At 29.3% G+C, this 23,052-nt stretch carries 21 protein-coding genes; 17 read left to right on the top strand and 4 right to left on the bottom strand.

What is annotated here, in order from left to right:
• The first annotated feature begins 24 nt into the window (after nucleotides 1-24).
• The 9 genes from ABD940_RS01700 (at nucleotide 25) to ABD940_RS01660 (ending at nucleotide 8,816) form a co-directional block, all read left to right on the top strand.
• A complete protein-coding gene (locus tag ABD940_RS01700; RefSeq protein ID WP_345199906.1) occupies nucleotides 25-1,119 on the top strand; it encodes a hypothetical protein in 1,095 nt (364 codons plus the stop codon).
• 53 nt (nucleotides 1,120-1,172) lie between these two features.
• On the top strand, nucleotides 1,173-1,832 hold the full coding sequence (locus ABD940_RS01695; RefSeq protein ID WP_345199905.1) for a hypothetical protein: 660 nt from the start codon (nucleotides 1,173-1,175) through the stop codon (nucleotides 1,830-1,832).
• 166 nt (nucleotides 1,833-1,998) lie between these two features.
• On the top strand, nucleotides 1,999-2,637 hold the full coding sequence (locus ABD940_RS01690; RefSeq protein WP_345199904.1) for a hypothetical protein: 639 nt from the start codon (nucleotides 1,999-2,001) through the stop codon (nucleotides 2,635-2,637).
• 23 nt (nucleotides 2,638-2,660) lie between these two features.
• The gene (locus tag ABD940_RS01685) at nucleotides 2,661-3,107 is read left to right on the top strand and encodes a hypothetical protein (RefSeq protein ID WP_345199903.1); all 447 of its coding nucleotides are present in this window, start codon (nucleotides 2,661-2,663) and stop codon (nucleotides 3,105-3,107) included.
• 147 nt (nucleotides 3,108-3,254) lie between these two features.
• Complete coding sequence (locus ABD940_RS01680; protein ID WP_345199902.1) at nucleotides 3,255-4,160, top strand: hypothetical protein; 906 nt, start codon at nucleotides 3,255-3,257, stop codon at nucleotides 4,158-4,160.
• 172 nt (nucleotides 4,161-4,332) lie between these two features.
• Nucleotides 4,333-6,333 (top strand): M23 family metallopeptidase, encoded by a 2,001-nt coding sequence (locus ABD940_RS01675; protein ID WP_345199901.1) that lies wholly within the window; start codon nucleotides 4,333-4,335, stop codon nucleotides 6,331-6,333.
• A gap of 17 nt (nucleotides 6,334-6,350) precedes the next feature.
• Entirely contained in the window at nucleotides 6,351-7,259 is a 909-nt protein-coding gene (locus ABD940_RS01670) for a hypothetical protein (protein WP_345199900.1), read from the top strand.
• Between the two features lie 25 nt (nucleotides 7,260-7,284).
• The gene (locus tag ABD940_RS01665) at nucleotides 7,285-8,115 is read left to right on the top strand and encodes a hypothetical protein (RefSeq protein ID WP_345199899.1); all 831 of its coding nucleotides are present in this window, start codon (nucleotides 7,285-7,287) and stop codon (nucleotides 8,113-8,115) included.
• The gene (locus ABD940_RS01660) at nucleotides 8,112-8,816 is read left to right on the top strand and encodes a hypothetical protein (RefSeq protein ID WP_345199898.1); all 705 of its coding nucleotides are present in this window, start codon (nucleotides 8,112-8,114) and stop codon (nucleotides 8,814-8,816) included. The genes ABD940_RS01665 and ABD940_RS01660 overlap by 4 nt, the downstream gene beginning before the upstream one ends.
• Nucleotides 8,817-9,080: 264 nt before the next feature.
• Here ABD940_RS01660 and ABD940_RS01655 read toward each other — a convergent pair whose 3' ends face one another.
• Nucleotides 9,081-10,709, bottom strand: coding sequence for an ArnT family glycosyltransferase (locus ABD940_RS01655; protein ID WP_345199897.1), 1,629 nt, complete (start codon nucleotides 10,707-10,709; stop codon nucleotides 9,081-9,083).
• 71 nt (nucleotides 10,710-10,780) lie between these two features.
• Here ABD940_RS01655 and ABD940_RS01650 point away from each other — a divergent pair, with 71 nt between their 5' ends.
• The 4 genes from ABD940_RS01650 (at nucleotide 10,781) to ABD940_RS01640 (ending at nucleotide 15,081) form a co-directional block, all read left to right on the top strand.
• The gene (locus ABD940_RS01650) at nucleotides 10,781-11,749 is read left to right on the top strand and encodes a glycosyltransferase family 2 protein (protein WP_345199896.1); all 969 of its coding nucleotides are present in this window, start codon (nucleotides 10,781-10,783) and stop codon (nucleotides 11,747-11,749) included.
• Nucleotides 11,667-12,593, top strand: a complete 927-nt coding sequence (locus ABD940_RS22865) for a lysylphosphatidylglycerol synthase transmembrane domain-containing protein (protein WP_425550343.1) — start codon at nucleotides 11,667-11,669, stop codon at nucleotides 12,591-12,593. Before ABD940_RS01650 ends, ABD940_RS22865 begins: the two co-directional genes overlap by 83 nt.
• Before the next feature lie 305 nt (nucleotides 12,594-12,898).
• The gene (locus ABD940_RS01645; RefSeq protein ID WP_345199895.1) at nucleotides 12,899-14,416 is read left to right on the top strand and encodes a patatin-like phospholipase family protein; all 1,518 of its coding nucleotides are present in this window, start codon (nucleotides 12,899-12,901) and stop codon (nucleotides 14,414-14,416) included.
• 2 nt (nucleotides 14,417-14,418) lie between these two features.
• Nucleotides 14,419-15,081 carry a hypothetical protein gene (locus tag ABD940_RS01640; RefSeq protein WP_345199894.1) on the top strand — a complete coding sequence of 221 codons (663 nt, stop codon included), beginning with the start codon at nucleotides 14,419-14,421 and terminating at the stop codon, nucleotides 15,079-15,081.
• Nucleotides 15,082-15,138: 57 nt separating this feature from the next.
• On the opposite strand, the gene ABD940_RS01635 is transcribed toward ABD940_RS01640, so the two are convergent.
• Nucleotides 15,139-15,906 (bottom strand): methyltransferase domain-containing protein, encoded by a 768-nt coding sequence (locus ABD940_RS01635; protein ID WP_345199892.1) that lies wholly within the window; start codon nucleotides 15,904-15,906, stop codon nucleotides 15,139-15,141.
• A 54-nt stretch (nucleotides 15,907-15,960) separates the two neighbouring features.
• Nucleotides 15,961-16,431: an Lrp/AsnC family transcriptional regulator gene (locus ABD940_RS01630; protein ID WP_345199891.1), complete on the bottom strand. Its 471-nt coding sequence runs from the start codon at nucleotides 16,429-16,431 to the stop codon at nucleotides 15,961-15,963.
• A 143-nt stretch (nucleotides 16,432-16,574) separates the two neighbouring features.
• On the opposite strand from ABD940_RS01630, the gene ABD940_RS01625 reads away from it, so the two are divergent.
• From ABD940_RS01625 to ABD940_RS01610, 4 genes are all read left to right on the top strand, one after another.
• Entirely contained in the window at nucleotides 16,575-17,957 is a 1,383-nt protein-coding gene (locus tag ABD940_RS01625; RefSeq protein ID WP_345199890.1) for an MFS transporter, read from the top strand.
• Between the two features lie 82 nt (nucleotides 17,958-18,039).
• On the top strand, nucleotides 18,040-18,786 hold the full coding sequence (locus ABD940_RS01620) for a metallophosphoesterase (protein WP_345199889.1): 747 nt from the start codon (nucleotides 18,040-18,042) through the stop codon (nucleotides 18,784-18,786).
• Between the two features lie 78 nt (nucleotides 18,787-18,864).
• Nucleotides 18,865-19,425 carry a DUF2652 domain-containing protein gene (locus ABD940_RS01615; protein ID WP_345199887.1) on the top strand — a complete coding sequence of 187 codons (561 nt, stop codon included), beginning with the start codon at nucleotides 18,865-18,867 and terminating at the stop codon, nucleotides 19,423-19,425.
• An 88-nt stretch (nucleotides 19,426-19,513) separates the two neighbouring features.
• Complete coding sequence (locus ABD940_RS01610; protein ID WP_345199885.1) at nucleotides 19,514-20,473, top strand: Fic family protein; 960 nt, start codon at nucleotides 19,514-19,516, stop codon at nucleotides 20,471-20,473.
• A 49-nt stretch (nucleotides 20,474-20,522) separates the two neighbouring features.
• Here ABD940_RS01610 and ABD940_RS01605 read toward each other — a convergent pair whose 3' ends face one another.
• Nucleotides 20,523-22,787 (bottom strand): glycoside hydrolase family 3 C-terminal domain-containing protein, encoded by a 2,265-nt coding sequence (locus tag ABD940_RS01605; RefSeq protein WP_345199884.1) that lies wholly within the window; start codon nucleotides 22,785-22,787, stop codon nucleotides 20,523-20,525.
• Nucleotides 22,788-23,052: the final 265 nt, after the last annotated feature.

Here is a 23,052-nt window from a genome sequence, read left to right as displayed (position 1 = left end):
ATTATACTAAAATTAATTTTTTAGATGAGAACAAAAAAAAAAATAAATATAGCACTTATAATATTACTTCTAAATTTTCTTAATTGCCAAAAAAAAGAGAACAATTCTGAGGTTAAGACAATTATAAATATTGATAAAATAAAACAGAATTCAGTTGGTTTTTCTGATAAATATGAATCACTTCCTAAATTAAGTCTTGAAGAGATTTCTATTGAAGAATTTAATAAATTGAATACAACAAAAAATCCAATTGCTAAAATTCCTATAAATTATAAAGCAGACTTTTATCACGTAGAACTTGATAATAAAATTATCAAATTGAAAGGAAAAATAAAAAAGACAGTAACAAATCAAAATATTGATGGAGCAGCTTGGTACAATTTTTTAGGATTTTATCCAACTTTGAATATGTACGCTTTTTCTAAGAATTCTATTACTGAAAATTTAAATTTTAGTGAATTTATATTAATAAATAAATCAAATGGACAAATATCTAATATACTTTCACTTGGTGATGGTAAAATAGAAAATCCTGTGCCATCTTCTAAAAATCAATATTTAGCATATTTTTATAATCAAGTTTATACAGACAATAATAGTTTTTTAGGAATAGTTAAATTTGACACAAAGAATAATCTAAAAGAATTCAAAAGCTTCATTTCCGAAAATTTTAAAATCTATCAAATTGCATGGGCAGAAAATGATATTCTTTTAATTAAGACATCCTCTGATAATGGGAAAAATTTCAAATATTATAAGAGCGACATTTTATCGGAAAACAATGTTGATAATGCCTTTAAAAATGATGAATGGAATGGCAAATACTTTTTGAAATCAACAAATAGAGATAATATTAATACAATTTATAATATTACAATAAATTCTTTAGAAAATATTTCTATTAAAATTAATGAAGATAAAAACGAATATAATTACTCAAATCTGAAAGCAGAAAAATTAAATAATACTAAAATTAAAATAATATATAATCCTTCTTCAGAAGATGAAATGGGAACAATTTATATAGAAAAATTAGACAGTGATTATTTTATTTCGGGTAATCCTATATATTTTATTAATCCGGGAAATAACGAAATGCCTTTGGAAAAAATTAAATAAATACAATAGTGATTTTGCTGATAAAGTATGATTAGAGGTAAAGAATAAAGAAAATGAAAAAAATATTTTTTTTAGTAGTATGTGTAACGGTTATTAACATTTCATGTCAGAAAAAAGAAATTACTACGGATAATTTCACAAGATCTACTATCGACACTTTAAGTGAAGAGCCTGAAGTGTTATATTTTGATGATGACAGAATTAAAGACAAAGCAGAAGTTCTTGCAAAGCCAAATAATGAGGTTTTAAATTATGAGTTATCTTTCCATCTGTCAACTTCAAATAAAGCAATTGAAATACCTATATTGAATAACAGTATTTTATATAATAATGATTATTCGGCATATTATATCAGTGAGCCTGTTATTAAAAATAAAATCATGGAACTTCGGGTGGATTATGCAGATCAAATTACGGTACCAAATAATTCTGGGGAGAAAAAAAATCTTATAGAGAAGATTAAATTTAGATTTAATGCTAAAAATAAGAAAATACAAATTATTGGATATGATCTTAGTTACACGAAAGAGAAAAAAGGGAATTATGTTAAATCATTTAATTTTATCACAGGGAAATATTATTCTTCATGCTCTTTTAATAAAGAGAAAAAAGAAGCTTCAGGTTGGGCGTCAGAGCTTCAAGACATATATATAGAAAATTGGAATACTAATTTTTTGAATAAAATTTCATTATATGGAAATGAAATTGAATAAAAATGGGAATGCAATTAAATAATATAATAAATATCATAATCTTTTTGTGTTTATTAGTTTCATGTAAGCAAAAAGCACAAGATAAAATTTTAATTAAACAAGAACATAAATATTAAAGTAATTTCTAAATACTGACAAATATTAATGTGTAATAAAAAGTAATATTATGTATATAAAATTTTTTTTGAGTATGCTTTTTCTATCGTGTACCAATAAAAAAGCAGATAATATTTCTGCATTTAATCCAAATAACAAACATAATAATCAATTACAAATTAAAACCACGAAATCAAAAGAGGATAAAGGCTTTTTGGTATTAAAAAACACATACAACCAAAATAATATATTGACAATCTATAATTTAGATAAATCAAAATGGAAGTCTTTTAAATTTAATGACCAATTTAATGATGATGATATAGCTCCTAATGCTATAAAACCTGAAAATACTTTATTGGTTTTTAAATGCTTAGGGAGAGAAAATGGTTTTTATAAAATAGTGGTTAATGATGAAAAAAATATCTTTAAATATATAAAAGAGTCTGATCTTAATTTTAAATATCAGACTATTAAAGAACATATTTTAACAGTATTTTCTATTGATTTTAATGAAGAGAAAAATCCTTTAAAGTCAGAACCTGATGATAAAGCCAAACAATTTTCAAAAAATAAAAATAGTTTTTATTATCCTATTAAGATTAATGGTAACTGGTTAATGGTTGAGGATGATAATAAAGAGAAATTTTGGATTAAGTGGTGTAATGAAAATGGGGCTTTAATTTTAGATTTATATTATGATGCTTAGAAAATTAAATTAAAAAAAGATCAATGAAAAATAAAATTTTAATCTTATCAATTTCTTTAATAGTATGTTGTTGTAAGCAAAATACCGTAAAAAGTAATGAGAATGCTAATGATATTTTAGTTGCCTCAAATGTAAAGAACATTTCTCAAGTCAATAATCAATGGAAAGGTGTTTATCATTTTGAAGCTTCAAATAGAGATGATTCTAAAACGTCTTTTGATATTGTCATAAAATCATTGAATGACTTATCAATATGCATTAATGAAGATGGTACAAAAAGTAGTTATTCACATATAAAATCTGAAAATATTAGCGATGAAAAAATTAAAATAATATATGATTCCTCATTAGAAGGTGAAATGGGGACTATCTATATAGAAAAATCAGATAATGGGTATCTCATTTCGGGCAATCCCATATATTTTATTAACCCTGGAAATAACGAAATGCCTTTGGAAAAGATTAAATAACATATATGAATTTTGTGGATAAATTATATTTCAAGGTAAAAAATAATTTAAAATATTATTACGGATAATTTCACAACATCTACTATTGACTGAATAAATCACATATCACACCTGAACAAATAAAAACAGCAATAATAAATTCAAAAAATGGGAATAAATAAAATAATTTTTTTAAACATACTTTTATTCTTAATAGTTGGCTGTAAAAAAGAAGTAAATGCTCAAGATATCTCTAAATTAGATACAACTAAAACAGAAAAATATACAACGTCAAAGAATAATGATGATTATTTAAAAAAACTTCATGAAAAATCATTTGTAGTTAGTTGTGGCGGTGGTTGCGCAATGACTTATAAAGCTATTGGAATACAAAAAAAAGAATCTAAATTCATCGTGAAATTTACGGTGGAAATGTATATAAATGAGGTTTTATCAGATACATATGATGAAACTTATTTATTTGAGTATGATAGATTCGGAAAAATTGATAAGATCTTGCAGGATGGTAAAAAACAAAATATATTAGAAACTCTACCAACAGGTGCTCAAAAATCATTTGTAGAGTTTAGTGAAAATTTAAATGGTTCATTAGTTTCTAATGATCAAAATGTCTTAGATAATAATAAATTCATCATTGCTAATAATCCAAAAAAAATTATTTTGCCATTCAGTTTTCAGCAATATTTTAAAGATGATTTTTCTGAAATCAAATATCCAACTTATGAGCCTACTGTTTATCTAATAGATTTTCTAAAAAAGAAAAATTACGATGCGGAATCTTATAAAAGTTTTGTAATACGCTCGGATGTTAAATTTTTATATTTAATTATTTCTATCCAACGTGGAGATTCAGAATATTTCGTTTTAGTAACTATAAAAAATAGTAATATTATTGATTATAAAGAAATAGGTGCAATTGGAGAGAGTGAACCTATTACTTTCAAAGTGTTACCTAATTATAATATAGAAAGGTATAACAATAATGAAACTAATGATGTTGCTTTTGAAAAACTTAAAATCAGTGAAACAGGTGAAATTTTAACATTTAAATAAAGATTAAAATGGAAATAACTATTGAAAATAAATCTTGCCAAGCAAAGAATAAATATGTTTTTAATGATGTTATCCTGATACACCAACGGCAGAACGAAATCCGGCAAAAGTAACATGGGAATTGTTCAGGAAGAGGAGCAATGGTCAATTTACATCTACCCATATTAAAAAATTGGGAGACAGTGACTTTACATTCGGAGAAAGCTCTTTAGGAAACACATATCGTTTAGAAGGCTATCTTCACAAACCGGAAGGAGGCGGATTGATTATTACACCAAAACAATCTAAAATCTCCAAAATAAGTAAAGTTGAGTTGTTGTATGTAGATGACAGTAAAGGCAGTACATTTAGTTTTAGGGAAAAGCTGAGAACTAAAGCTTATTGTGTTAACATGTTTAATAAAGACTTGGTCTTTACTCTTTGGGAAGATGATGCTAAAAATTCTGGACATAATGAAAGTAATAAGCCAATAGATACAAAGAAAGCCAGAGTTGATGAAAACGGGGTTGCTGTTGCAGAGTTTTTACTTACCAAAGCTTTAATGCAAAAAGCCATACAAGGAGAAATCGACCCGAAGAAATTAGAATTTTATGTAACTGTAGAATACTACAAAAATAAAAAGCATGCTACTGAAAATGTAGATGTTAATAATCCTTTTCCACAAACTCCAAAACAGACCCCACAAACCCCACCTGTTTCTTCAAAACAACCATCGAAACCTGCAGCTATTCCAAAAGCTAAAGGTTCACCTGCAGAAACTAAACCGGTAAGTAAAAAAGAGGAAAAAGGAATTGGAGAAACGATGATGGAAAAAGGGAAAGAACTTTGGGATTGGTGGGAAAGTAAAGGAACTGCTACAAAAGAACAAGAGCCTACTGTACAGAAACCGGATGGGAAATCTCCGGCTATTGTGAAAGAACCAAAACAAGAGAAGAAAGAAGACGAGAGATGCCTATGTAAACAATACGATTTAATATGGGGAAATAAGGTGAGTTGCGAATTTAGAAAAAAAGTAATTGAAATAAGTCGGAGAAATGGAGTGGATGCAAATAATTTTATGGCAGCGATGGCTCACGAAACGGGAGGAACTTTTGACCCGACTTGTGGAACGTTTAAAAAACATAAAGATGAATCTAGAGAAGGATATGTAGGTTTGTTACAAATAGGAAAAGATTCAGCAAAAGACATTCAAATTACTCGCACAGAATTGTTGAGTAAGACAGCAGAAGAACAATTAGACGCTATGGAAAGTTATATCTCTCTTCCAAAATTTAAAGGAAAATTAAATACTCTTACAGATTTTTATTTAGCAGTATTATTTCCTGTAGATTGCGGAAAAGGTAATCAATCAAATCATATTGTCTTTGATAATAGTCTGCCTATTTCATATAAAAATGGTAAACCAATTAAAAATCTCAATTATTGGAGAAATGTAAGCTATGCGGCAAATCCTGCCTTTCACAAAGAGGGAAAGAAGGAAAAAGGAAAAACTTATGTTTGGGAAATTGCCGAAAATGTCAAAGAATGGTTTGATATGGGCTTAAAAAATAAAACAAAAGAATATTCATGTCAAAAAATTAGTTCGAGTAAACCTATAATTACGAAATGTAGAGATAATAAGTGTGTAAATTATGCCGATCCTATTGAGAATCCAAGAATTAATAATCAAAGTGATAATGTTAATAAAAATAGATTTCACAGATCAAAAAGAATTAACAGTACACATCCAAATGGATATTATCATACTGGAGTAGATATTTTAGCATCCGTCGGAACAAGTGTTCATTCAATGCTTTGTGGTGAAGTATATGATTTAAAGAATACTCTAAAGACAAATGAATACATTGCAAATAGTTTAGGTAATTATGTAGTTATATACTCTAAAGATAAGGACGAGAAAGACGTATATATTAAATATTGCCATTTGGATTCTGTCTCGGTGAAAAAAGGAGATAAGATTTCACATAAGGATGAAATAGGGAAGTCAGGAAGTACGGGAAATGCGGCTTCAGTATATAGAGATGGAAAACTGATTCACGGAATAAATCCTCAATATAGACATGTACACATTGAAGCAAGTCGAGACAGTTCATTTGGAAATAATAGAATAGATCCGGAACAATTTATGAAAACAAAATTTGATGAAACTACAAAGGGAAATATATTAAAATGATGAAAAAGATAATTTATATGTTCCTTATTCTATTATTAGGGAATTGTCAAGGTCAAGATAAAGAAAACGCCAAAATTAAAATTACTGAAAAAGAAACATCAAGTTATCAGATTAATGGAATTGAAAACGGGTTTAATAATTTCAATGTTAAATATTATTTTGACATTGAAAATAAAATACCATATAAAATCTATTATTTGAAGAATTATGGACAATATACCATTTATTATATACCAAAAGTCAACGTAAAAAAATATTACCAAAATTTTGAAAAGGAAACAGGAATAAAGCCACAATATGATGAACTTAATTCATCTTACTTTTATTCAATTTCACAACAACAAAAAATTAATACTATCTTAAAGGAAAAAATCAAAAAACCAACAGATTTTACTTCTTTTGGAAAGTTTATAGCAAAAAAATATTTGACAGTTGAAAATGGATCTGACTATATAATCAATTTTCCTTACACTTTCAATTTGTATACTAATAAAGATAATTTATGGAAATTAAAAAAAACAATCCAAGTAAAAAATTATGATGAAGATGTTAAATATTCAAATATAAATTATCTTACAAATGAAGTAACAAACCAAAAAGACGATGTTCAAAATAATAATTGGAACGGGAAATATTATTTCGAATTATATAATGGAGATCATAAAAAAAATAGTTTTGATATAAATATTAAGGATTTAAATAATATTTCTCTAGATTATATTAGTGATGGAAATGCTTCAGAACAATATAAAAACTTAACGGGTAAACTTATAAATTCTAATAAAATTGAAATTGTATTTAACCCCAAATATGAAAATATGGGTGTTATTTATATTGAAAATAAGAATGGAGATTTTTTTATTTCTGGTAAAGTAATTTATTTCATAAATCTATCTAGCGATACTTTTCCTATTGAAAAAAAATAAACCTTTAACAAAATATACTCCAATTATGAATTATAAGACAATAATAATCATTCTAATTTTATTTATTTCGTGTAAACAAAATAAGCCAGAAATTAAATCAGAACATATTAGTTCTGATAATACGGTAATTATCAACAAAGAATATACAGAAATTATAAAACAAAATAATGAATTTAAATTGAGCTGTGCTAAACCAGAAAATTACAATCACGTAAAACTTACAGATAAAATACTTCATCTTGAAATAGTTGAGCCAATTAACTATGAAGTTAATAAAATAGAACAATTAAATGGATATTATAAGGTACTTTTAAAAAATGAACAATTTTATTATAAAGTAACTAATGTTGATGATAAACTGGGTGTTACATATTGGGAAAATATTTCAAATAATAAAACGAATGAAGATTTATCTTTTTATGCGATTGAAAATTTAAAACTAAAATCAGCAAGTCTTAAAAAAGAAGATTGTAGTTCTGATGAGAACAACTCTTCATTAGATTCAAATTCTCAAAATAATATTCCTCAAGAATGGGATGGGGATTATTACCTTAAAATAAAAGTTGAGAGTATACAAAGTGATGATCAAATTGATATGGCATATTTTATAAATATTAATAAAAACAACGCCATTTTAAGTATTAGTTGTACAAACCCAAATGAAATTTATTGCGAGGGAGAATATTCACTGTCTCAAAAAGATGAATTTATACATTTAATTCATACAGGAGAAACAGGGATCTGTACAAGTAATATAGAAGATAGTAGCTTTGATATTAAAAAGGAAGGAACTCAATATTATATTAGAAGTAAAAGATTTATTGATTATGAGTGGCATAAACTTAATAAAAAATGAAAAAAACAATAAATTTATTTCTTATTTTATTTCTATTTTCCTGTAAGGGAGAACCTATTAAAAAAGAAATTATTGATAATACTAAAACTAATACTAATACAAAGAGTAGTGCTACAGTACAAGCTACAACATCTTCAAATAAAATATCGACGAATTGTTACGAATATTTAACTGAACTTGTGAGAAGTAGTAATTTTCCTTTTTCAGAATGGAAAATTGATAAAAATAAAATAAATCTTTTAATCGATGAAGAGAATGATGATATTATATTGTGTAAGCTTTTGTTTGATACTGATGGAACAGGTACTGTTGGATGGATAGAATATCACAAAAAAAATGGAAAATTATTCAATACTTCTGCAAATCTTGAGAATCCTCTTGAATTAAAGTATGATGTAAAATGGAAAAAATTATTCGATTCATGTTTTTCTAAAAAAGAAAATAGCGATACAAAAGCAGAAGTTGAAAATCAAAATATATTAGAAAAAGTTTATAATGATTGTGAAGAGCTTTCATTACCAATTAAGTATAATTATGATGAAATAAGTGAAGAAAAAGGATTTAAAGACCTTAATAAAGGAAGTTATAGTATTTTTCCAATTAAACATGAGGATAACTATAAAATTATTAAACTACCTATTATTAATAATATTAAGCCAATCATATTAATTAAATATAATGAAGCCGGTCAATCCACTTGACATCTATTTACTTTAAACGAAAAATTCGAGCCAGTCTCCAATATTATTCTTTATACAAGTATAGAAACCGAAAAAGGAGCAAGGACATTTACATACAATATCACTAAAGAATATAAAATTGATATAACAGAATCACTTATATCTGGTGATAATAATAAAATCATTAGCAAAAAGAATTATATAATTTCCAAAGAAGGGTATATTATTGGAAGCAAATAATGATGTTCATAAAATACAAAAAGACGTTTTTATAAGATATTTAATTCAATCCAAAATCTCCACCAAAGAAATCTTCTCATATTGCTTTTCCCTTGTTTTCGGATTTAAAAATTTTAATGATAATCTTGTAATTCGATAATGATTTTCTTTGTCTATTAATCGATATTTCTTTTTCAAATTTGGCAGATGTTCATCATAAATTACTAAAAAATCTCCTTTTTTAAGTATATTTTCCTCAACTCTTGGAGTGTTTCTTTTTGTGTAAAAATCGAAATTCCAAGGTTCATAACCTTTTAGCATAAATATTTTATTTCTATCAATATTATAATTATTGACAAATTCTGCCATTTTTAAACTGCCTTGATATTGTGTTAAGACGGGATAAAACTGTGTGTTGAGATAAATATTAACTGCAATTGAAAAAATTAAAGAGACAAAAACATATTTCCTGAAAATATTATCTTTAGAGAAAACGTTAATTAGCAAATAGACAAAAATCAAAATAAATAAAATAAAAAAAGGAATGTTATAGATTCCGGTAAAATAATAAGCTAATAATCCCAAACCTGGAATTGCCGTGAAAATCACAACTAATTGGAAAATATATAAAATCTTGATTTTTTTAAATGAATTTTTTCTATAAATCTCAAATAAATAAGCGGAAGTCAAAACCGCAAGAATGGCAATTAATCCATTCAGATAATGTGGAAGCTTGAATTTCGAGATTGAAAAAATTAACATGATCAGCCAAAATCCTCCTAATGTTAGAAATTCGACACCTTCAATTTTACTGAATTTATTTTTGATGAAAAAAGCTGTTTTTTCAAAAGCTCCAAAATAAAAAGCCAATGAAAACGGCAAGAAAGCCCACAATAACGTATGAAAAAAGAAAAAATAATCTGGACTTGTTTCTTTAAAACCATTTGCAGTAAGTCGATTTATACTTTGATTGAATAAAATAAACTGTATTCCTTCTTCTCCAAATTGATTATTGTAAGCGTATAAAACCGGCGAAATTCCAATAATGAAAATTATTAACGTAAAAATAAGTTTTAAATTAAAAAAATTCTTCCACTCCCTTGAATATAGTAGGTAAGAAAAAATACAAAATCCAATAATTACAACAGCCATTAAACCTTTTGTGGAAAAGGCTAGAGCGGCTCCCAAACCTGCCAAAACGGCACTCAGATTATCTTGAGTTTTAATGAACTTCACAAATTGCCAGATTGAGAAGATGATGAAACCCGTTAAAATAGCATCAGTTCTTACATCGTGAGCGGAAAGGATGATTGTTTGAGCCGAAAGAAAGATTAAAGAAGCTACATAACCGGTATTCTCATTTTCATAAAGTAAATCAGCCAGTTTTTTTGTAGAAAATGCTCCTAAAGCTAAAGCAATCAATGAAGGAATTCTATACGCAATATGATTGATTCCAAAAATTTTCATTGAAATAGCTGCAAGCCAAAAATGCATGTGAGGTTTATCTAAATATGGATTTTCTCCTTTGTAAATATTGAAGAAATCATTGTTCAGAGCCATTCTCATTGCCATTGAAGCATGTTGGGCAGAATCGTTTTCCATAAGCGGAACAAACAGTCCGGAGATATAAACGATGGAAAAGCCAATGTAAAGAAATAGTAATTGGCGAGGCGATAATAGTAACATCTTGTTCATCTTAAAGAATAAGGTTTTTAATATTTTTACTAAACGCTCGCAAAGCAAATTTATAAAAAATCCTTAAATAAATGGATTATAACAAATTTTATTCTTTAGTAATTCCTATGTATAATGAGGAAGGAAATGCCGGACTCATTATCGACAGAATTATGGAAACAATGAACGGTTATCGGTATGAGTTAATCTTAGTCGATGATAATTCCAAAGACAAAACGGTAAAAGAAATTATCGAAAAAAATGATCCTAATGTTGTATTGATTCAATTGAAGAGAAATTATGGTCAAAGTTCGGCAATGATGGCTGGATTCGATTATGCTTCAGGGAATTACATTATTACGTTGGATGGTGATATGCAGAATGATCCGAGTGATATTCCTGCAATGGTCGACCTTTTGGAACAAGGAAATTATGATTTGGTAGTAGGAAAAAGGCAAAACAGACAAGATTCTTCCTTCAAAACAATTCCTTCAAAAATTGCCAATATGATCATTAAAAGTTCAACAAAACTTAATATTTCAGATCAGGGTTGCGCATTGAAGGTTTTCAGGGATGAAACAGCAAAAGAACTCAATTTGTATGGTGAAAATCATCGTTTTATAAGTTTAATGGCTCATCTGAACGGAGCAAGAATCGCTGAAATTCCTGTGAAACATCACGCAAGACAATTCGGGGTTTCTAAGTATAAGATTAACAGGACTTTTAAGGTAATTAATGATTTGCTTTTAATCTTATTTAATCAAAAATATCTGTCGAAACCTATTTATCTTTTCGGGAATATTGGTCTGATTGCTTTTTCTCTAGGAATGTTTATCAATGTGTATCTTTTCATTGCCAAATTATTGGGGAATAGTATTGGCGGAAGACCTTTGCTGATTTTGGGAATACTTTTGGTTTTTATTGGGATCCAGTTGTTTACAACAGGAATTATACTCGATATGCTGATGAAAACCTATTATGAATCGCAAAATAAACGACCTTTCAATATCAGAAAAATTACGAGTTTTGGAGAAAAAAAATACGCGAAAAGTATTTATTAATATCCTGAAAATCCTTATCAGTATTGCGTTGCTGTATTTTGTTTTCGTTAAAATACCGTTTCATGATATTGCGAAAATCTGGTCGACGGTCAATGTTTTTTATGTCGCTTCAGGTGCTTTTTTCTTTCTTGCATCACAGATTTTATCGACAAAAAGATTGGAATTTTATTTGAAAATAAATGATTTTAATTTAAGTTTCAGAAGCAATCTCGAACTCTATTTTTTAGGAATGTTCTATAATTTTTTCATTCCGGGAGGAATTGGCGGTGATGCTTATAAAATTTATATTTTAAATAAAAACTTTAATTGGAATATAAAAAAATTAACCTCAGCAATTTTCAATGACAGATTGAGCGGATTGTTAGCGATTTGTGTTTTAATCCTAATTTCTTCAATGTTTTTATTATCGGCTCAATTGGTTGTTTTGTCTTTGATAATGATGATTACAGGAGTTTTATTGACTTTTTTTATAACTAAAAAATTGTTTTCCATTTATCAGACAATCTTTTTTAAAACTTTTTTAATTTCAGTTTTAATACAAATTTTGCAAATAGTCTGCTTTATATTTTTATTGAAAAGTTTAGGAATTAAAGAAAATTATAAAATTTATATCATTACATTTTTAGGAAGTTCAATTTTGAGTTTAATTTCATTCGCTGGAATCGGAGTCAGGGAATTTTTGTTTCTTCAGGCTTCAAAATATTTCGATTTTAATACCTCAGTTTCTGTTTCCGCATCTTTACTTTTTACTGTTGTTACTGCTTTTTTTTCTCTTTTAGGGATAATTTTGTTGATTAAAAATATGAATTTATTTAAAATACGTAATCGAAAAAAATCGATATAAAAGACTTACAATATTAATTTTCTGTTTTGTTTTAAAAAAGTTAATAGTAATTAATCATATTATTTCTTAACTTTATATAAAACTAAATATCATGAAAATCAGAAGCTTAATTGCAATCCTGTATACTACAGGAAATGCATCACCACAGATTATTTCAATCGGGCAATCTCATTCTCCAATTTTGATTTTCAGGAATTTTTGAATTACTTATAAAATTACCAAGATTCAACTATATCTTATTTAAATATGATAGATATAGAAAATATCGTAATTATTTTAAATATTTTGATTAAAAACTAATAGTTATGGAAAGCGAAAAGGAAATTAATATAAAATTTGACAAAATACTTGTCAAATATGGAAGTCATGTCTTTAAAAATCATAAGGAACAAAGAACTCTTTTGGAGAGGCTGAAAAAATTAGAGAATAAGAAATTTTCTGATATTACTTCAGAAGATAAAAAATTACAATGGATAGATTTTGTACAACAGGGTGGTGGTGTTCTTGGGTACTCATTAGTAGGGTATACTTTTGTATTAGAATATTTAGGCATTAGATTTTTAAGACTTGCAGGCACAAGTGCAGGAGCTATCAATACTCTTTTTCTTGCAGCTATTGGCGAAAAAAGTGATCCAAAAAGTCCCGAGCTGTATGACATGATTTTTAATGAAAAAAGATTTGATGTAAAAGGTTTTGTAGATACAAATAATGTTTTGTTGAGACAGTTGATTTTACAAGGGAAAGGATTAATAATGAATTTTTTGGGAATATCCCTTGTACTATTGTTGCTTGTGCTTTTTCCGTTACCATTTCTTGGCTATGTAGGCTCTGAAGGAAAAATAGTATATGGGTTTTTTATGATCATATTTTTAGCTTGGATGGGATATCTTGTTTATCTAATTGCAACATTTACAAAGAATAAATTTGGGATAAATCCAGGAGATAAGTTTGAATCTTTTTTAGAGAAAGAACTTGAGAATTTTGGAATAGCGAACCAAGAAGATTTAGATAAAAAAGCAAAATTTGATTTTAAGCTTGATGAAGTCAATAAAAAATATACTTGTAAAGATAATCCATTTATTGTTCTAGATCTGGAGTCAGAAGATCCGTCCCGAAGGGCTTATGATAATCTCACGATGGATTATTCATTTGTAACGACAGATATTTATAATGCTTGTAAGGTTATTCTGCCTAGAGAAGTCAATTTATATTTTGGAGAATCAGAAGAAAATGAAAATAATCCGGCGAAGTATATTAGGGCTTCAATGGCAATCCCCTTCTTTTTCAAGCCAAAAATTTTTAAAACTTATAATGAAAAAATAAAAGTGGATGATGAAGATATATTTCTTTGGGAGAGTTGGAAAGGAAAAGAACGAAAAATGGTAAAATCACATGGAATTCTTATAGATGGAGGCTCACTTTCTAATTTTCCGATTAATATTTTTCATAACAATCAGATAGCTATTCCTCGTTATCCAATATTCGGAGCCAGAATCATAGATGAAAAGCCGATAGAAAGATCTATAAAAGAGGGTATAGATTCTAAAGAAAAAATTTCTTTTGGTAACTATATTTTACATATGGTAAATACCATTCGAAATAATGAGGATAATTCTTTTTTGGCGATTAATCCTTTTTATAAAAAGAACTGTATATCGGAAATTAAAGTTTATAAAACTGAAATTAGTTGGTTGAATTTTAATCTTACGAAGGAAGAAAAAGATGCTTTGTTTTTAGAGGGAGTAGAAGCAGCACTTGAGTTTCTTGAAAAGTTTGACTGGAACGTTTATAAAAAAGAAAGAAAAAACATTAAAAAAGACTAAAAATGATACAGAGAATAATTAAAGATATGTGTATTCTCCTTGCTTCTGCATTGTATGGGATCATTATTTTTCTACAGATTCCGAAAGGAAAACTGATACTTGATGGAAAATGTCTTAATTTTTTTTCATCAAAAGATTTTCAATATCTTTATAAAGATCCGCATTTGAGAGCAGCAGAATTTATAACGCTTAAATATGATAATATATTTTTGTGGGTTTTCGGGATATTTTTGATCACTTATATTTTTACGCTTAAAAGCATAAATTCCGATGAGAAACGTACCAAAAATATTCATGTAGACGATAAACGAAAAATTAACATAATATTATATGTTTTACTTTTCATGTCGATCGGATACATAATATCAGACTGGTGGGAAAATCATTTGTTATGTGAAATGATGAGCAAGAACGACGTAATCGTTACAGGGCTTCCATATTTATCAAAACTTAAATGGTTATTGGCGCTCATTTCTCTAATTAGTTGTCTGATTATTGATAAAAAATACTTCAATAACAATTTTAATATTTCTTACAGAATCAGTATGTGTCTAGGCATTATATTGGTTGTTATTGTTGCATTAGCTATCCATCCATATATTATAGGACTACTGGCAAAAATGAATTCTATTAAATACTATGCGATGTCGACTCTGTTTGATTAAATAACAAAATTGATATATTTTTAAAAGTGGCTTAATAATTTTAAACCACTTTTTTAATCACTTTTTCCTTCCATACATCAAAATTCTTTTAAAAGAATAAATTGCAGGAAGTTTGGTAAAATGTTTTGAGATTCGCTGTTGAAATTCTGTTGTAAAAGCTTTTTGCTGTTCATCATCCAGCCTTTCGATATATGGAATCAACGCTGATCCGGAAATAAAATTGAACAAAATTTCATGATCTTCTGCGATAATAGGATATACTTTCTGCGATAAATTCAGATCTTCCATTCCGTTTTCAAATAAAATTTGCGCATATTCATCGATTGTCAATACGGAAGACGGACGGTTCCAGTTATGTAACTGTGTTTTAAAAGGTTCTTCTGTCGCCAGTTCAGACAAAATCTGATTCAGAATATTTCCCGGTTGATAAGGCATTTGTATTGCTAATTGACCGTTTGTTTTCAATTTTGAAATTAATTTTGGAAATAATTCTTTGTGATTATCAGACCATTGCAAAGCAGCATTACTGAAAATAAGATCCCAGTTTTCGTTACTTTCTAAAACTTTTTCTGTTGTCGATTGTCTGAAATGAAGACGATTATTTTCAAGATTCTTTGATTTTTCGAGCATTTCTGAAGAAGAATCAACCCCGATGAATGTTGCTTCCGGAAATTTTTCTGTTAAAATCGCGGTCTGTTCGCCTGTTCCGCAGCCTAAATCAATGGCTTTCATTTCTTTTTCATCCTGAATAAGGTCTGCAAGATCAAAGAAAGGCTTAAAACGAATATTTTTAAATTGATTGTAAACTTCAGGATTCCAAGGCATGATCTGTAATTTTAATGGTGATTCAATTTACTAAAAAATCAGGAATAAAATCTATCAAAGGATCTGCGAACTTTCCTTAATGCTGTTCATCACAAAAATACTTTTCGTTTGCCCGATTCCTTCAATTTCAGATAATTTATTCACAAAAAACTCATGAAATTCATCCATATTCGGAGCGAGAATTTTTAACATAAAATCAAAATCTCCGCTGATATTGTAAAATTCTACAACTTCTTTCAGTTTTCCGACTTCTTCAATGAATTGTCCCGCCGTTTTTTTATTGTGAACATTTAAGGCGATCATGCAAATAACCATCATCCCTTTATTAACTTTTTTGCGATCAACAACAGTTGTGTATTCTTTGATAATTCCTTGTTTTTCCATTCTCTTAATACGTTCGTGAGTTGGAGTAGGGCTCAAATTAATTCTTGTGGCGATGTCTCGAACGCTCAATTTTGCATCTTTCTGTAAAATTCGGAGAATAGAAAGGTCTTTTTCGTCTGGTGTATAATTTTCTATTGCCATTTGTTCTGTTTTTCTGGATTAAAGTTTAATTAAAAGAATAAATGTTCTTTTTGATTGTTAATAAATTTAATTATGTTCCAAATTTAATACATAATTTTTACAAATGTTCTATTAATTTTAATTTTGCAGCATAATTGAACTATATGGAAAGAAAGAATTTAATATTAATTTTAGCATCGGTTGGAACTTTTGTAGAGGCTTTGGATATTGCCATTATTAATCTGACAATTCCTTCGATTCAGGAGCAATTTGGCATTGGCTCGGAAACAGTTCAATGGTTACAGACTTTATATGTATTATTTTTCGGTGGTTTTCTTATTATCGGCGGAAAACTTTCAGACCAGATCGGACGTAAGAAAATTTTTCTTTTAGGATCAATAATTTTTCTGCTGACTTCTTTAGGTGCAGGTTTGTCAACAAGCTTTGGGACATTGGCTATTTTCCGTGCTTTGCAGGGATTGGGTGCAGCTTTCATTATGCCTGCCGCGATGTCGATTGTAACCAACACTTTCAAGGAAGATCAGGAAAGAAACCGTGCCATCGGAATTTTCAGTTCGTTTGCAGCAATCGGTTCCGGAAGCGGACTTTCACTTGGCGGAATTATCAGTACATATTTGAGTTGGCATTGGGTTTTCCTGATCAATGTTCCGATATTATTTCTGACTTTAATTTTTGCATATCAATATCTTCCAAAAGATGAGGTTGGAGAATCTCAGAAAACAGATCTTTTGTCGGGAATTTTACTCGTATTGGGATTATTAAGTTTAACGTACGGAACTCATGAATTGATTCATATTAAAGAGCAGACATTAATGGTTGCGGGTTCACTAGTATTGGCAGTTATATTATTGATTCTTGTATTTTATCGTTTAAAATCCATATCGCAACCTTTGATTAATTTAAAATTATTCAGACATAAATCTTTGGTAGTTTCTAATTGGGCATTCGTTGCTTTGGGAGCATTTTTTATCGGATTTTTATTTCTTATCTCTTTAATGTTGCAGAAAGACATGAACCACAGTGCGGCTTCGGCGGGATTGATGTTGGTTCCGTTCAGTGTAATGTCTGCTTTGGTGGCGAAATTTATTTTACCTCAAATTTCAAAAAGATTAAATTCTGTACAAATGGGAATTTTTGGTTGGATTTTCATGCTAAGTGGTGCTGTAGCTTTATTAATTTCAGTGTACTTTGATCATCCTTTAACATTGGTTTTAATTGGAGCAGCATGTATTTCGGGAGTTGGAATGACGTTCTGTTTTACAGCTTTATCGGTATTGGGAATTCAGGATGTAAAACCTTCAAGTTATGGTGTGGCTTCAAGTTTAAGCTCGACAAGTTACTTTTTAGGAGCTGGAATCGGATTATCTTTTATGACTTTAATGAGTCAGCTTTTTCCTTCAAAATTAGCGGTTGGGAATCTAAGCTTAATCATTTTAATAGGATATGCCGTTTTTGCTTTAGGAATGTTATTTTATTTCATTTTAAAAAGTTTAAAAGTAAGACAGGCAGAAATAGCTGTTTCGTAAAATGATTTAACTTTTTTATATAAAACTATATGAATGGGAATCGGTATATTTAATATATCGGTTCTTTTTTTATTTTAGCGGAATGAAAATACAAATCATCAGCGATCTGCATCAGGAATTTGGAGTTACGGATTTATCTTTTGAAAATGCAGATGTCGTTGTTTTGGCGGGTGACGTGAATTTAGGAACAAAAGGAATTGAGTGGATTAAAACGAAAATTCCCGACAAACCAGTCGTTTATGTTCTCGGAAATCACGAATATTACAAAGGTTCTTATCCGAAAACTTTAAACAAAATAAAAGAAGCTGCAAAAGATTCCAATGTTTCGGTATTAGAAGATTTTTTTGTGGATATTGATGGAATTCGTTTTCATGGAGCGACATTGTGGACAGATTTTTCAATTTTTGGAGATCCGAGATATTATGGATTTGTCTGCCAAAATGGGATGAATGACTATAAGCAAATAAGACGAGATCCTTCTTATTCAAAAATGAGGTCGATTGATATTTACAAAATTCATCAGTTTTCCAGACTATGGTTAAAAGAAAGTCTTGAAAGTTCAAAAAACATGAAAAATATTGTGGTGACACATCATGCGCCGAGTTTACAATCAATTCCGGAACATTTTAAAGAAGATCCTTTGACTTCGGCATATGTTTCAGATCTTGAAGATTTTATTTTGGAATATCAACCTTTGTATTGGATTCATGGGCATATTCACACGCCGAAAAGATATAAAATAGGAGAGACGGAGGTTATTTGTAATCCTCATGGATATGCTATAGAGAAATATAATGGATTTGAGAAAGAGCTGATTATTGAAGTTTAAATTTTTATAAAGATATTAAGGTAAAATGAAACTTGCTACGTCTTTTATTTTACAACAAGTTTTTAATCTAATATCATTATGAAAAATATAAATATACACAATGGTATCATACTCATTCCGGATTTTAACGGATTTACAGAATTTGTATTTAATACTAAACTTTATACCGGACAATATATTGTAACACAACTACTTTCTACACTCATTGATGCAAACCGTGAATACTTTGAAATATCTGAAATAGAAGGTGACGCCATTTTATTTTATAGATATGATGCAAATCCTTCATATAAGAAAATATCTAAACTTCTTCGGAATATGCAACACGCTTTTAATGAAAAAGTAAAAGAACTGAGTGAGATTTTAAATACCGCCATCGATTTATCTTTAAAATTTATTGTCACTTTTGGGAAGTTTTCGCAATATAAAATTGGAAACTTTAAGAAATTGTACGGGGCAATAGTTGTTGAAGCTCATCAATTGCTTAAAAATGATTTTGCTAAACAACCTTCTTATGTTTTATTTAGCAATTCTTTTCTTGATAACACAAATGATTTTGAAAATGATTTGAATGGTCAGTTATATCTTCCTGAGGTGGGGGTTATTCAGTATTTTGAGAAACTGAAAGAGCATGTTTGATGGAAAATAAAACATTTTCCTGACCTCAATAAAAGTATTTTTAAATTAAATCTTTATCTTTGATAGTATCATTTGATAGTATCATATTTTGAAACCACCTTATATAATTACAGATAAAGTGTTAGAATTGGTTGCTTCTATTTCCGAAAAGATAGGGGAAATTAATGCGAATCATCTTTATAAACCGACGACAGAACTTCGAAAAAAAAATCGTATCAAAACCATTCAATCTTCATTGGAGATTGAAGGAAATACCCTTACAGAAGAACAAATCACTGCTTTACTGGATAATAAAAGAATTATTGCTCCTGCAAAAGATATTCTTGAAGTTCAGAATGCGATTGAAGTTTATGATGATCTAAAACGCTTTACTCCAAATAAAATTAAAGATTTAGAATTGGCTCATTCAATTTTAATGAAGGATTTGATTGCAAATGCTGGGAAATTTAGAATAACGAATGTCGGAATTGTAAAAGGTTCAAAAGTTGAACATCTTGCTCCAAGTGGTGCGATGGTAAAAGGTTTGATGAATGATCTTTTTTCTTATTTAAAGAATGATAAAGATTTAATTTTAATCAAAAGTTGTGTTTTTCATTATGAATTTGAATTTATTCATCCTTTCGTAGATGGAAACGGCAGAATGGGAAGACTTTGGCAAACATTGATTTTAATGCAGCAATATCCTGTTTTTGAATATTTACCGGTTGAAAGTTTAATCAAACAAAATCAGCAGGAATATTACAATAAGCTCTCTGAATCTGACAAGATAGGACAATCGACTCCTTTCATTGAATTTATGTTGGGAATAATATTCGAGTCTTTGAAACAGGTTTTACAATCTCAAAATATTAATTTGAGTACAAAAGACAGAATATTTTTATTTAAAGAGAAGATTGGAGAAAAAAAATTCAGTAGAAAAGATTATTTGCAGAATTTTAAAAATATTTCCGCTCCAACAGCGAGTCGAGATTTGAAATGGGCGGTTGATGAAAATATTTTAATAAAATCTGGAGAACAACGACTAACGGAATATCAGTTTAATAAATAAAAAAGAGCCCAAAAATTGGACTCTTCATTTTAGAAATATATAAGTAAAATTACTTTAAAGTAAATTTAACTTTAGTTTTAATAGCATCAGAAGAATTTCCGATTTGTGCCTCAAAATCTCCCGGTTCTGCAACCCAGTCGTGTTTTTGAGCATCGAAGAAACTTAATGCTGAATTATCAATTGTGAAAGTCACCTCTTTTTCTTCTCCAGGATTTAGAAATACTTTTTCAAAACCTTTCAGTTCTTTAGTCGGTCTTTCAACAGACGATTTCAAATCAGAAATATATAACTGCGCAACTTCCGCTCCGGCTCTTTTTCCTGTATTTTTAACAAAAACCGTGAACGTAATTTTATCATCCTGAGAAATCGTTGTTTTATCAGCTTTAGCTTTTCCAAACTCGAAGGTTGTATAACTCAAACCATGTCCAAAACTGAATAGTGGCTTAATTTTTTTCGTATCATGCCATCTGTATCCAACAAAAATTCCTTCATTGTAAGTAATATTGATAGGATTTTTCTGATCTTTTCCTTTATCTGCAGCTAATTCTGCTTTGTTTCCAGGATATTCTCCCAATGTATGAGCTGCATTATCTTCCAGTTTCACAGGGAAAGTAAACGGCAATTTTCCTGACGGATTTGCGTCACCTGCCAAAACGGAAGCAATAGAATTTCCAGCCTCAGAACCTAAATACCAAGATTGTAAAACCGTCGGAACTTCTTTGATCCAAGGCATTGCAACTGCATTTCCTGAAACTAAAACTACCGCAAGATTTTTATTCGCTTTTGCCAACGCAGCAATCACATTGTCCTGATTGTAAGGCAATCCGTAGCTCTTTCTGTCGTTTCCTTCACTGTCCTGGAAGTCTGCTTTATTTAATCCTCCGACGAAAATTACGTAATCAGATTTTTTTGCCAATTCTACGGCTTCATTCAATAATTCTTCAGTAGAACGGGTGTCTTTCAAATCCTGGCCAGATTTTACACCGTTGTATTCTCCTCCAATATCTCCAACATAACCTCTCGCATATTGTACATCAGACTGTTTTCCAAATCTTGCTTTAATTCCATCTAAAGGAAGCGTTTCATATTTCACTTTCAATGAAGAAGAACCACCACCGACAGTCATAACCTTAATTGCATTTTCCCCGATAATGGCAATTTTTTTAGCTTTGTTAATATCAATCGGAAGCACATTTCCCTGATTTTTCAACAATACAATTCCTTCTTCACCGATTTCTTTCGCAACAGCTTTATGCTCTTCAGAAGCGATGTTTCCGAAAGGTTTGTTTCGATTCATCGTTGTTTTATAAGCAAGATTTAAAAGCCTTGAAACTTTATCATCAAGCTCTTTTGTCCCCACTTTTCCTGATTTAATTAAATCCAAATACGGTTTTGCTAAATAATAATTATCATAGGCATTTTTTGTCCCTGCCGAAAGTCCATTGGTCCAGCTTCCGAATTCAAGATCCAATCCGTTGTGAATGGCTTGTTCGGTATTGTTTACAGCACCCCAATCGGAAACCACAACACCTTTATATTTCCATTCACCTTTCAAAATTTTATTTAAAAGATATTGATTCTGACTTGAGTACTGACCTTTATACATATCATAAGCTCCCATGATTGTCCACGAATCTCCTTCTGTCACTGCCGCTTTAAAAGCCGGAAGATAAATTTCATACAATGCTCTGTCATCCACATTTACATTGCTTGTGTTACGGAACATTTCCTGGTTATTCAACGCAAAATGTTTCACAGAAGTTGCCACACCATTCGATTGCACTCCTTTTATGTAAGGAACCACCATTTTTGATGTTAAGTAAGGATCTTCACCCATGTATTCGAAGTTTCTTCCGTTCAATGGAGTTCTGTAAATGTTTACTCCAGGTCCCAGAAGAATGTCTTTTTTTCTGTAACGGGCTTCTTCTCCAAGCGCTTTTCCGTAATTCCATGACATTTTTTTGTTCCATGTTGCGGAAAGTGCCGTCAATGCGGGATAAGCGATGATTGAGTCATTTGTCCAGCCAGCCTGATTCCATTCGTCCCACATTACTTCTGGGCGAACTCCGTGAGGTCCGTCTGTTGTCCAGAATTCAGGAATTCCCAATCTTGGAACACCCGGAGAACTGAATTTTGACTGTGCGTGAAGCATCGCCACTTTTTCTTCCAGCGTCATTCTGGAAAGCGCATCCTGAACGCGTTGCTCAACGGGTTTCGATTCGTCTAAATAAACGGGTAGAGTAGTAGTATTTTGAGCCATATAAGAAACAGAAATAAGGGTGAATAAACTTACAATGGCAGTTTTCTTTAACATAAAAGCCTTTTTTTGATTGGTAACAAAAATAGCAAAAATATTTATTATCTCAAATTGAGAAAATGATTATTTTAGATAAATGGTTATTAATAACCAAGATGTTAATTGGAAAATGCAAGTTTATAAAACAGAAAATGTTTAAAATAAAAAGGCATCATTTCAAAAAGCTTTGAAACAATACCTAAATATATAATAATAGACTTTTAAAAGTGTTAATTGTGAATAGTTAATGAGCTAAATTTTTTTATAATGTTGTAAAATTCAG

The sequence above is a fragment of the Chryseobacterium ginsengisoli genome (assembly GCF_039542325.1).
GTDB classification, from domain to species: domain Bacteria; phylum Bacteroidota; class Bacteroidia; order Flavobacteriales; family Weeksellaceae; genus Chryseobacterium; species Chryseobacterium ginsengisoli.
The sequence above is the reverse complement of the archived record's forward strand: the minus strand, read 5'-3'. Positions and strand labels throughout refer to the sequence as shown.